Annotated in this window: 14 protein-coding genes; 8 read left to right on the top strand and 6 right to left on the bottom strand. The window is 44.1% G+C overall.

Features of this window, described 5'->3' with window-relative positions; all coding sequences use genetic code 11:
• Positions 1 to 16: 16 nt before the first annotated feature.
• Positions 17 to 157, top strand: coding sequence for a hypothetical protein (locus XZ46_RS05005; protein ID WP_228116488.1), 141 nt, complete (start codon positions 17 to 19; stop codon positions 155 to 157).
• A gap of 73 nt (positions 158 to 230) precedes the next feature.
• A complete protein-coding gene (locus tag XZ46_RS05000; RefSeq protein WP_006621233.1) occupies positions 231 to 683 on the top strand; it encodes a helix-turn-helix domain-containing protein in 453 nt (150 codons plus the stop codon).
• A gap of 70 nt (positions 684 to 753) precedes the next feature.
• On the opposite strand, the gene rimM is transcribed toward XZ46_RS05000, so the two are convergent.
• Positions 754 to 1,392 carry a ribosome maturation factor RimM gene (gene rimM, locus XZ46_RS04995; protein ID WP_006621234.1) on the bottom strand — a complete coding sequence of 213 codons (639 nt, stop codon included), beginning with the start codon at positions 1,390 to 1,392 and terminating at the stop codon, positions 754 to 756.
• Positions 1,393 to 1,467: 75 nt separating this feature from the next.
• Here rimM and XZ46_RS04990 point away from each other — a divergent pair, with 75 nt between their 5' ends.
• From XZ46_RS04990 to eno, 5 genes are all read left to right on the top strand, one after another.
• Positions 1,468 to 2,763 (top strand): tetratricopeptide repeat protein, encoded by a 1,296-nt coding sequence (locus tag XZ46_RS04990; RefSeq protein ID WP_006621235.1) that lies wholly within the window; start codon positions 1,468 to 1,470, stop codon positions 2,761 to 2,763.
• Between the two features lie 31 nt (positions 2,764 to 2,794).
• Positions 2,795 to 3,328 carry a hypothetical protein gene (locus XZ46_RS04985; protein WP_006621236.1) on the top strand — a complete coding sequence of 178 codons (534 nt, stop codon included), beginning with the start codon at positions 2,795 to 2,797 and terminating at the stop codon, positions 3,326 to 3,328.
• Positions 3,329 to 3,330: 2 nt separating this feature from the next.
• Positions 3,331 to 3,732: a ribosomal maturation YjgA family protein gene (locus XZ46_RS04980; protein WP_006621237.1), complete on the top strand. Its 402-nt coding sequence runs from the start codon at positions 3,331 to 3,333 to the stop codon at positions 3,730 to 3,732.
• A 171-nt stretch (positions 3,733 to 3,903) separates the two neighbouring features.
• Positions 3,904 to 4,911, top strand: a complete 1,008-nt coding sequence (locus XZ46_RS04975; RefSeq protein WP_006621238.1) for a 2-hydroxyacid dehydrogenase — start codon at positions 3,904 to 3,906, stop codon at positions 4,909 to 4,911.
• Positions 4,912 to 4,946: 35 nt separating this feature from the next.
• Complete coding sequence (eno, locus tag XZ46_RS04970; protein ID WP_006621239.1) at positions 4,947 to 6,221, top strand: phosphopyruvate hydratase; 1,275 nt, start codon at positions 4,947 to 4,949, stop codon at positions 6,219 to 6,221.
• 59 nt (positions 6,222 to 6,280) lie between these two features.
• Here the strand turns inward: eno and XZ46_RS04965 are convergent, their stop codons facing one another.
• The 3 genes from XZ46_RS04965 to rsmA are packed head-to-tail and all read right to left on the bottom strand — an operon-like array spanning position 6,281 to position 8,493.
• Positions 6,281 to 6,649, bottom strand: a complete 369-nt coding sequence (locus XZ46_RS04965) for a DUF3082 domain-containing protein (RefSeq protein WP_006621240.1) — start codon at positions 6,647 to 6,649, stop codon at positions 6,281 to 6,283.
• Between the two features lie 30 nt (positions 6,650 to 6,679).
• Complete coding sequence (ispE, locus tag XZ46_RS04960; RefSeq protein ID WP_006621241.1) at positions 6,680 to 7,627, bottom strand: 4-(cytidine 5'-diphospho)-2-C-methyl-D-erythritol kinase; 948 nt, start codon at positions 7,625 to 7,627, stop codon at positions 6,680 to 6,682.
• A 41-nt stretch (positions 7,628 to 7,668) separates the two neighbouring features.
• Positions 7,669 to 8,493, bottom strand: a complete 825-nt coding sequence (gene rsmA / locus XZ46_RS04955) for a 16S rRNA (adenine(1518)-N(6)/adenine(1519)-N(6))-dimethyltransferase RsmA (protein ID WP_006621242.1) — start codon at positions 8,491 to 8,493, stop codon at positions 7,669 to 7,671.
• 714 nt (positions 8,494 to 9,207) lie between these two features.
• On the opposite strand from rsmA, the gene XZ46_RS04950 reads away from it, so the two are divergent.
• The gene (locus tag XZ46_RS04950; RefSeq protein WP_048894936.1) at positions 9,208 to 9,426 is read left to right on the top strand and encodes a DUF2949 domain-containing protein; all 219 of its coding nucleotides are present in this window, start codon (positions 9,208 to 9,210) and stop codon (positions 9,424 to 9,426) included.
• A gap of 106 nt (positions 9,427 to 9,532) precedes the next feature.
• On the opposite strand, the gene XZ46_RS04945 is transcribed toward XZ46_RS04950, so the two are convergent.
• On the bottom strand, positions 9,533 to 10,630 hold the full coding sequence (locus tag XZ46_RS04945) for a pyridoxal-phosphate-dependent aminotransferase family protein (RefSeq protein ID WP_008057502.1): 1,098 nt from the start codon (positions 10,628 to 10,630) through the stop codon (positions 9,533 to 9,535).
• A 57-nt stretch (positions 10,631 to 10,687) separates the two neighbouring features.
• Positions 10,688 to 11,578, bottom strand: a complete 891-nt coding sequence (gene trpC, locus XZ46_RS04940) for an indole-3-glycerol phosphate synthase TrpC (RefSeq protein ID WP_006669856.1) — start codon at positions 11,576 to 11,578, stop codon at positions 10,688 to 10,690.
• Positions 11,579 to 11,700 lie beyond the last annotated feature (122 nt).

The raw sequence follows: 11,700 nt of genomic DNA, 5'->3' as shown, positions 1-11,700 counted from the left end.
GTTGTCAGATGGGGCATTGAGGGGTGTTTTCATTAATGCGATCGCTTTTGCCAATCAAAATCTCCGTATTTTTACGGACATTTTAGCAGTGATTGGTGTTCACAATTCAAGAAATGTCCGAGAAATTACTGTTGGTGTTTCTGGGAATTTATCTTAACCTGAATATAGGGGCTGCCAATTAGTTAGCTGTCAGCCTGACTATTACAAAATTGCTCCATCCCACACCTGCTATGATGATGAAACCGATATCGTTCTCCGAAAAAAATTTACAGGATATCCCCCAACTGCTTCGTCAACTCCGGGGAGATTTAGAGTTGTCCCAAGCTGAACTGGCGGAATTTCTGGGTGTATCTGCACAAACTATTAACCGCTGGGAAAATGGACATTCTCAGCCTTCCGCCATCTCGATTAATTTGATGCAACATAAGTTAAGTTCTTTGGATTCTCTCAAAGATGTCAAAACTGTTAAGGCTAATTTATCACAGCCTAGTAATAGTCTACGACAGGCTGATGTAGCCCGCATTCTTAATGTTTCGTTTCAGCGAGTGCAGACTATTAGGAAGCGACATTACATAGAATTTACCTGGGATAATACTATTGATGCTTGGGTGACATCTCGGGAAGAAGTACAGCGCTATATTGACAATAAAGGGAAGCGTCGGAAACGAACAATTGATAATTAATGAATTGAGCACAGCCCTGGAGCCAAGGCCTACTTGGTCTCTAGTATTACCTGATAATATTCGAGGGGGGCTATGTTTGCGATTCGATTAAGCCTTGGGGAGGGGTGATTTCCAAACGGCGATTCTCTAAATCCACAACGGGGACGATATCCTTAACAAAGGGAATTAATACGGTTTTGGGTTGCTTTGCTTTGGTTTGGAAATGGCGCTTGCGACGTTTATTTTGGGGAATTTTCTCTAGTTTAGCTTGTCGTTCTGTATCGGTGGCGAGGTCTTCCTCGGTGGGGGTAAAATTTAACTGGACCTCTAACAAGTCATTTCCGGCGGGGATGACATCAATAACTGTACCGATCATGTCTTGGGTGTCTTGATTAAAGACTTCTAAGCCAATCAGGTCTAATACATAAAACTCATTATCGTCTAAATGGGGGCGCGCGCCATATTGAATGAATAGGCGACTATCCCGCAAGGCTTCCGCTTGTTCGCGGGTTTCCACCCCTACCATTTCAATAGCATAGAGTCCTTTTCCAGGAATAAACCTCCCCCCCAGAAGTTCTACGGGTGATGGTTCATTTTGTCCGGGTTTTTGTAGCCAGCGGGTTCCGGGTTCGATAAATCTTTCCGGGAAGTCAGAATTTGGATATACCCGCATCTCGCCATCTAAACCCTGAGCAGCTACAATTTTACCAATTTCGATCCAATCAGACATCTGGCCAGTCTCCTGAACCCCGACACAACACATGATAAGATTTCAGCATTTTAACCAGCATTGGCTTAGTAACTTATGACGCGGAGTTCTCGACAAGTTCCCATTTTCTCCCTACCGGGGGGAACTATCAAGCATCGTATCCCACAACAACAAGCTAGTTTAGCTGTGATTCCTATTCTACTATCTTTGGGTACGACTACAATTTTTGTGGAACCTCTACAGTGGGACGGGTCTAGGTCGAGTTCCCACATTGTAGCTCAGGCGGTAACTGAGTCGGACTGGGAATTGCGCGATCGTGTTCAAACTGAGGTAGATAGTTCTTTTCGCCGCACTCTGGCTTTATTGAATTTAGTGCTAGTGTTCCTATTTTTGCTCCCAACTATCGCGGGGGTGGGAGTCTGGTTTTTGCTGTCTAAGTTGACGGATCAAGTATTTATTGTTCAGCAAGAAATTGAGAGCCTGAAAGCTGATGCTATTGGTCAAATTGAACAGAGTATTAATGAGGCGAGAAATACTCTCTATCAATTGGAACAAAATACTACTAAGGCTGATGAAGCTATCGAGAGTCTCAAGGTGCAAACTATGATTCAAGTCCCTGAGTCGGAGACTGATGATTCCCTAGTCTCGCCAGTCTCGGAGACTACCCAAAACGCGATCGCTAATAATTCCGCTGGGATATCTGATGATTCTAATTCTCAGACTCCTGAGACGGCTGAGACTTCTGAGGATAAGGAAAAAGAACCGGAAACCCCTAGTCGTGATCGCATCATAGCTGAGGCTCATGAGCTGGCTAAACAGGCAGAAAAGTTATTTTTGTCAAATCAATTAGAATCGGCAGTAGATGCTTATAATCAGGCGTTAAAACTTGAGCCTAATTTGGCGGAAGTTTGGAATAATCGAGGGGTGGTGTTAACCAAACTCAAGCGCTATCAAGAGGCGATCGCTTCCTATGAAAAAGCCATCCAAATTCGCACAGATTATCCTGATGCTTGGAGTAATCGTGGGGTGGCTTTAGGGAAACTTAATTATTATCAAGCCGCGATTTTTTCCTATGACCGGGCGCTCGCTTTAAAACCTGATTATTTAGATGCTTGGAATAATCGCGGTCAAGCCTTGATGAATTTGGAACAGTATGACGAGGCGATCGCTTCTTATAATCAGGCTGCTAAAATTCGTCCTAATTTTTATAAAATCTGGTACAATAAGGCTCGTTGCTATGCCCTCACGGGGAATCGAGAATTGGCGATCGAAAACCTTAAACGCGCCCTGCGGATTAACCCAGATGCCGTGCAAAAGTTTGCTCAACAAGAACCTGATTTTGCCGGCATTTGTCAGGAACAAAGATTTCAACAATTGCTGAAAACTAAATAATTAAAGTTAGGTATTGGGAGATTGACTAAATATGATAAATTTGACTAAAACCTATCTCTATATGGTGGCAGGATGGCTGTTATTGATGGGTTGTTCGGGGGTATCATCCGCAGCTATACCGTCAGAAATTCAGGAATTAAACCCGACAGATATCTGGGCGCAAAATCCCTCTTTTATTAACCGTAACTCCGCGAGTCAACGCTTTTTAATTCAGAAAGAAGTTAACCATACCAGGAAACGGTTAAATCCTTTTTTGAATACATGGATATTGATAGCCGTGTTAATTCCTAGTACCATATCAATCACAATTTTAGTCTGGTTTTTCCGACAAGCACAACAGGTTAAAGCCTGTTGCCAAAACCTAGAAGCCTATAAAGAAGAAATCCTGGAACAGATTAGATATATGACCGAAAATGCTCAGGATATTATTGATGAACTTGATGCTACTGTCAATCTTAGCGAGGTACAAATAGAGGTAATTGCATCCCAGATTCAATCTTTATCTATTGAGGATGGCAGCAACTCTGCTTTTACTGTGGAAACCGAAAATTTAGAAGTTAAATAATCATGAAACGCTATCGCTTAATAATCTTGATGTGTTTAATAATTGTGATTCCCATTGGCTGGTTTAGTAAATTTTATAGCGGGCCATTTGATGGGTGGATTAACGATTCCGTATCCTCGATATTTTATGAGATGTTTTGGGTGTGGTTAGTGGTATTAATCTGGCCGCATCTTTCCCCCATATCCGTAGCGGTGGGGGTATTTATTGTTACCTCAATTTTGGAATTTCTGCAATTGTGGAATCCGCCAATTTTAGCTATGATGCGATCGCATATTATCGGGAAACTCCTATTAGGAACTACCTTTGATTGGTGGGACTTTCTTTATTATGCTATAGGTTGTATCTTGGCGGCTTTAGTATTAATTACTGTCCGAAATAAGATCGGACTCCCAAATCATCAATAATACTATCAAGATTTGCCTACAAAATTTCTGCTCAATAGAGATTTTCTTAATCTTTTTTTAAGTTCAATACCTTGACCTATCCCATATAATACGGTCAAGTAAGCAACCAAGTTAGGGCGATCGCCTGGTAAGCTAGTAGGGACAATTGTTGAAGAGGTTTATAACTTGACTATGAAAGTTGCTGTTTTTGGTAGCCAGCCCTACGATACTAAATTCTTTGATGCGGCTAATGCCCAAGGAGGAAGTCCCCATGAGTTAGTTTACTTTGAAACCAGGTTAAGGGCGAAAACCGCCTCCTTAGCCGCTGGTTTTCCGGTTGTTTGCGTTTTTGTGAATGATGAAGTAGATGCCACCACCCTAAAAACCTTAGCAGCCAATGGCACTAAATTAATAGCCCTGCGCTGTGCTGGATTTAATAATGTTGACCTGAAAACAGCAGAAGAAGTAGGTATTTCTGTAGTTAGGGTTCCAGCTTATTCACCATATTCAGTAGCTGAACATACTGTGGGTTTAATCCTTACATTAAACCGGAAACTGCACAAAGCCTATAACCGAGTCCGGGAAGATAACTTTACCCTGAATGGTTTACTAGGTTTTGACCTACATGGTACTACCGTTGGCGTGATTGGCACTGGCAAAATCGGGATGATTTTCGCTCAGATTATGCACGGTTTTGGCTGTCATCTTTTGGGTTATGATGCCTACCCTAACGATGATTTTATCAAGTTAGGAGATGCCCGATATGTAGATTTGCCGGAACTGTTTTCACAGTCAGATATTATCTCTCTGCACTGTCCCTTATTACCAGAAACCCATCACATTATTAACCAAAATGCGATCGCTCAAATGAAGCGAGGGGTCATGTTAATCAACACCAGTCGCGGACCTCTGGTTGATACAGTTTCTGTCATTGAAGGGATAAAATCCGGGATAATTGGCTACTTGGGAATTGATGTGTATGAACAAGAGGAAACACTTTTCTTTGAAGATTGGTCCGATGAAATTATCCAAGATGATACATTTCAGCTACTCCAATCTTTCCAGAATGTTGTGATTACAGGTCATCAGGCATTTTTTACCCAAAATGCCCTAACTGCCATTGCCGAAACCACCATGGCGAATATTAGTGAATTTGAGGAAGGCAAACCACTAACCAATCCGGTTAAACTACCTCATTAACCATCAAACCATCTTAATCAATTAAGGAGAAATTAATGTACATTGACGAAATTATTGCTGGCGAGATTCTTGATTCTCGTGGGAACCCCACCGTGGAAGCCGAAGTAATTTTAGAGGACGGAACCCGTGGGAGTGCCTTAGTTCCCTCTGGCGCTTCAACGGGAGAAAAAGAAGCAGCAGAATTACGAGACGGCGACCCGAAACGCTATGGCGGCAAAGGGGTTCTAAAAGCCGTTGAAAATGTCAATAATCGTATAGCCCCGGCTTTAGTTGGTATGGATGTCACCCAACAGCGGTTAATTGATTTAACCATGATTGAACTGGACGGCACACCCAACAAATCCCAAATGGGGGCTAATGCAATTTTAGCGGTTTCCTTAGCCGTAGCGCGCGCGGCTGCTAATTACTTAGGAATTCCCCTATATAGGTATTTAGGGGGCAGCAACGCTTGTGTATTGCCCGTTCCTTGCATGAATGTAATTAACGGTGGGGTTCACGCCGACAATACTGTTGATTTCCAGGAGTTTATGATTGCTCCCCATAATGCCCCCAATTTTGCGGAATCTATCCGTATGGGTGTGGAAACTTTCCATAGTCTTAAATCGCTGTTGAAAAAGAAAGGATTAAGCACTGGAATTGGCGACGAGGGTGGATTTGCGCCTAACTTAAAATCTAATGATGAGGCGGTTGAGTGTATTTTAGAGGCGATTACGGCGGCGGGATATAAGCCAGGTGAGGATATTTCCATCTGTCTCGACCCAGCCACTTCGGAATTGTGGAAAGATGGTAAATATCTGTTTTTCAAATCAGATCAATCTACTAAGACTCCTGAAGAAATGGCGGAATTGTGGAAAAGTTGGGCTAATCAATACCCGATTATTTCCATAGAAGATGGTATGGGAGAAAATGATTGGGATGGTTGGAAAGTGCTAACTAATTCCATTGGTGATAAGGTGGAACTGGTGGGGGATGATTTATTCTGTACTAACCCGGCTATTTTGGCAGAGGGTATTCAAGCCGGAATTGCTAATTCAATTCTGATTAAGGTTAACCAAATTGGGACTTTAACGGAAACTTTAGATACAATTGAGTTGGCGAAAAAACATAATTACAAGTGCTTTGTGTCCCACCGTTCAGGAGAAACGGAAGATACTACTATCTCGGATTTGGTGGTGGCAACTTGCACAGGTAAAATCAAAACTGGTTCGGGTTGTCGCGGTGAACGGACGGCTAAATTTAACCAACTGCTACGCATTGAGCGAGACTTAGGAAAGGCTGCTAAGTTCGCGGGTCGTGCTGCCTTTGTGTAAGGTATAATTAAGTAAGGCGAAATCGGTGGAGACCAGGGGTTGACTGTCTCCACTGTTCGCTATTTTTCAGAGGCGGAATTTTTTTGGGTTAATCGGACAAATAAGACTTGGACGGTTAAGGCTAATAAACCCAAAGAGGCGATGGTAAATATTCCGGTAACTAAGGCAGCACCCCCAATTACTAAGGTGCGAATGGCTATGGAAATTTGCAGGGCGGTTCGATTATCGGAATAGATGTTTTGGTTGGCAAAAGTGTGAGCGATCGCTGCAGTTAAGGAATACATGGCGATCGCAAAACCCCCAGAAAACAATCCTCCCATCAGCACCTGAAAGGGGTTGACTGATGATAAATCCGGCGATAAATCACGGCGAGACTGGTCGCCGGAATCAGAAGTAGAAATTGATGATTTTTCAGGCAGATCAGACATAATTGATGCACTCTCAAAAAATAGGCAAGTTTAAGATTCAGCCAAATGAATACCTGTGGAGACAAATTTAGTAGTCCACAATAATAAATTCTGATTAGCGATTTGATTTTGGACAGCATCGGAAACCCGGTCAGCTTCCGCCTGACTCTCCACTAAAGCGAATACGGTCGGACCGGAACCAGACATCATCGCGCCCAAAACTCCTTGGGCGATAAAGGCATCTCGCAGGTCTGCGACTTGGGGATATTCAGGTAAAGCGACTTTCTCTAAATCATTGTGCAACAACTGACCAATTTTAGCCCCATCACGTTTCATAATAGCTGCTACCATAGGTCCTGAATGCACCCGTTGCTGACGACTTTTCAGATCATCGGCTTCAGAAATGTATGAACTGCTGAACTGCTGGCGGTAGGTTTGATAAGCCCAAGGGGTGGATATAGCGATATTACGGAACTTAGCGAGGACCACATATAAGTTATCTAAATTCAGCAAGGGTGATAGTACCTCTCCCCGTCCGGTAGCTAGGGCTGTTCCGCCACTGATACAGAAGGGAACATCAGAACCAATTTCAGCGCCTAGGGTTTGTAGTTCATCTTGGGTTAAACCGAGATCCCAGATTAAATCTAAACCGACCAACACCGCCGCCGCATTGCTGGAACCGCCCGCGAGTCCGGCGGCTACGGGTATTCGTTTGTTAATTTCGATTTCGATACCGCCATAACGCGCCATCATATCGGGGAATTGTTTAACCATCAAGGCTGCTGCGCGATAGGCGAGGTTACTATGGTCGTTGGGGAGGCTAGGGTCGTTGGAGCGAATGGTAATGGCATCTATACCAATAGGGTTAATGGTAATGCGATCGCTTAAACTGATAGTTTGCAGGACCATAGCGAGTTCGTGGAAACCATCGGGGCGCGATCCGATAATTTCTAAATACAAATTAATCTTGGCGGGAGCAATTAAGGTGACAGAACGCATTAGTAGTAGTGTAAGGTAACACAAGGCAAGTTTACCATTGATTATTGAGGGGCTAATAGCAAATTACTGAGTTGAACCCATTGTTGTAGGCTGAGGTCTTCTGCGCGGACTTGGGGGTTGATGTCTAATGTTTCCAGCAGTTGGTTTAATGTTTGCGGTTCTACCTGGCTTTTGAGGTTATTGCGTAACATTTTGCGACGGGTAGAAAATCCTAATTTAACTAGGGTCTCAAGAAGTTGGGGGTTTTGGGCGGGGGATGCTATGGGACGAGGACGCAGGCGGACTACGGCTGAATCGACTTTAGGGGGCGGATAAAAGGCTGTGGCGGGGACATGACAGATCCAGTCACATTCGGCTAAATATTGGACTCTGACTGATAAGGCTCCAAAGGCTTTGGAACTGGGTTTAGCACAGAGGCGCGCGCCTACTTCTTTCTGTACCAGTAGCACGATCGCATCAAAGGGTTTAACTGCCGGTTTAGCAATAGTTCCCAGTAACCCTTCGATGATTGGTCCGGTAATATTATAGGGAATATTCGCCACTACCTTATTGGGGTTTTGGAATTTGGGAAATCCGCTCAGGTATCCATTCAGGTCGAAGTTGAGGATATCTCCTTGTAGCAATAGGAAGTTATCGATTTTGCCAAATTTTTTGGCTAGTTGAACACAAAGATCGCGGTCAATTTCCACAGCTACCACTGAGCTGACCTTGGGGAGTAGCCGTTCTGTTAATATACCTGTTCCCGGTCCAATTTCCAAGATGCGATCGCCCAGAGATAGATCCGCAGCTTCTAGGATATGGTTCAGGGTCGCAGGACTGCGTAGCCAATGTTGAGCAAATCGTTTCCGAGGTTGGGGGGAAGGCATAGTTCAGGTAGGTCCACGATACTGCGATGATTAGGATATCAGGAATTAGCCATCAATTGGTTGTTATTGATTCCCGTGGTCCTAGCCTAGGTCTGAGAATTTGGCGCAATTGCATCAAAGTTTACAGAAATCTCCAAGCCGACATCAAATTTTTACCCAAATTCAGATTTATGTGATATGATACCGTTCCTAGTAGATTGTTTTGTTGCCTTTTCAGTCAACACCTCAGTTCTACAATAGTTAGGTGTGAGAAGCGAGCGGAGGTCTGCTCGAGTTGCGCTTCAATCCACAAATTAAGGATGGTCAACTCATTATATGCACGCTTATTGGTGAATGATTCTAGTGATTGATAGGGTCTAACTTCTGTTAGGGATATGGCAAATATCCGACTTAATCAATCAACGGAACCAGTAGCAGAATCAGCCGCTTAATTCGGTTAGTTTGTAGAGCGGAAGATATCAAGATCCTGCTACCTCACCAATGAAAGTCCGCCGTGATTTTCAAATCTTGCGGAATTTAATTAGAGACCGATGTAGGTTCGTAGCAGTGAACCCGGCTTACGGTACTGGTGGGCTTTTACCCCTGGTGCTAAGGGGTGGGTATGCTTTGCGCTAGTTGCTTAATCAACGTATACAACAGCCATAGATTTGGATTTCTTTGCGAAGTCAACAGACAGATCAGGTGGTGTCTACTATCTAGGAGGTGAAACCAAAATTGACACCCACAAAATATGCACAATTTCTGAATTTTTTAACAGAAGACTTATCAATTTCCCAGGCTTCTATTGAGGCGGCACAGAGGGTACATAAGCGGTCAGAAGAGAAACATAAGTATCCTGATCCAAGTCCCCTATCGATGACACTTTGGCAATATGGACTTGTGACCCTTGAACAACTTGAGAAAATCTTTGATTGGCTGGCAACAGCTTATTGAGATATAAAAGCAGAAACGGGGTTTCTAGGTTTTTGATGGTCTCACCAAGATGGTCATAGAAACCCAGTTTCTGGCTATGATGGCGCTTTAACTGTCAAACTTTATTTTAGTTCAACTGTTGGAGGGTAGTTTCTAAGGCGGCGATCGCACAAAGAATATCGCGATCGCAAACAAAACCCAAATGCCCAATACGGAAGATTTTACCCTTGAGGTGATCTTGTCCTCCAGCCAAAACGATATCAAACTGTTTTCGCATGATAGAGCGCACCTTTTCCGCGTCTATAGACTCAGGAGGGCAAACCGCAGTTATAGCGGGACTAGCAGCATGATCGGGGGCAAATAGGGGCAAATTCAGGCCTTTGACGGCATCCCGTGTCATGGTCATTAAGCGATGATGACGGGCAAAAATATTCTCTAACCCCTCGGCTTTCATCATTTGCAAACTCACCTGGAGTGCATAAAACAGATTAACCGGGGGGGTAAAGGGGTTAGTATTTTTAGCTGCCGTTTTCCGGTATGGTCCCAGGTCTAAGTAATAGCGGGGTAGGTCAGCGGTTTTGTAGGCTTCCCATGCTTTAGGACTGACAGAGACAAAAGCTAGTCCTGGGGGAATCATATAACCCTTTTGGGAACCGGACCCTACCACATCTAATCCCCATTCATCAATAGGAAGATTAACAGCGCCTAAACTGGTGACTGCATCAACAATAATTAGGGCTTCCCCGTGGTTTTTGACGTGGCGGTTGATGGTTTCCAGGTCATTGAGAACCCCGGTTGAGGTTTCGCTGTGGGTGATAATGACTGCTTTAATTTGCTTTTCGGTGTCCGCTTCGAGGACTTCGCGGAATTTTTCGGGGTCTAGGGGTTGTCCCCATTCAGCGGAAATGATTTCTACATTTAACCCGTATGCTGTAGCGACTTCCGCCCAGCGATCGCCAAATTTACCGTTACAACCACATAAAACGCGATCGCCACGTTTGAGGAAATTAATAATTCCGGCTTCCATTGCACCAGTCCCGCTGGCGGTAAGGATTAAGACATCATTTTGGGTTTGGTGTAGCCATTTGAGGTTTTCTTGTACCTCCGCCATAATTTGACTAAAATCACCGCTGCGGTGTCCTATGGGGTGTTTAGCCAGGGCGAGTAATGCTTTTTCGGGTACTGGGGTTGGTCCCGGAATCATCAACATTAACTTATCATCCATTGCGGTATCTATCCGTATTTGTACTAGGTTATGGGGAACTAACTATTCTACTGGCTTTTAAGCTCTAGCTAACATTTGTTGCAGGGCGATTTGAGGATCTGGTTGTTTAACCAGGGATTCCCCGATTAAGACGGCTTCCGCGCCAGCTTGGAGTACAATATCTAGGTCGGTGCTTTGATGCAAACCGGACTCACTGACCACCAGGATATTACTGGAGTTGATTTGCGATCGCCGTTTTTCTAATAGGGTGGTTGTGGTGTTGAGGTCTACGGTAAAATCCGAGAGGTTGCGGTTATTTATGCCAATCAGGTTAACTCCATCAAGTGCCAAAACGCGATCGAGTTCCGCGAGGGTATGAACTTCTACCAGGGCAGTCATGGTGAGCATCTTAGCAATTTTGAGAAAATATTGCAGATCCTGGTCAGACAAAATTGCTGCAATTAGCAAAACTGCATCAGCCCCATGTAGTCGTGCTAGATAGAATTGATAGGGGTAGATCATGAAATCCTTGCACAGTAGGGGCAGATCTACGGCGGCGCGGACTTTCGCGAGGTTTTCAAAGCTACCCTGAAAGAATTTTTCGTCAGTTAAAACGGAGATACAGCTTGCGCCGCCAAGTGAGTAACTTTTAGCGATCGCCACACAGTCAAAATCTTCTCTAATTATGCCTTTACTAGGGGAGGCTTTTTTCACTTCTGCGATGACGGCGGGACGGGTAGCCGAGGTTTTTAGCGCCCCCAGAAAATCCCGACAGGGGGGCAAGTCCATCACCCGTTTTCTTAATTCTAGTAATGGTAGGCGATCGCGTTTTTGGCTAACTTCCTTTTCTTTTTGCCAGACTATTTCTTCTAATATATGTCGTGGTTTAGCATCTGGTGTGACTATTTGGTAACTGAGATTGAGGACATCAACAGAAGGGTTAGGAGAATGGCGGCGAATTTCGATCATAGTTTCCGTAAAATTATCATCAGCTATCTAAGAATTATATGTCGAGTCCGCCCATAGTATACTGACATAATTTTAACCAATCACAGTTGGGAGGATAGGGAGGAAAACCCCGCCGCCAAGCT

Origin of the sequence: Limnospira indica PCC 8005 (genome assembly GCF_000973065.1) — a bacterium.
Taxonomy (GTDB): Bacteria; Cyanobacteriota; Cyanobacteriia; order Cyanobacteriales; family Microcoleaceae; genus Limnospira; species Limnospira fusiformis.
The sequence above is the reverse complement of the archived record's forward strand: the minus strand, read 5'-3'. Positions and strand labels throughout refer to the sequence as shown.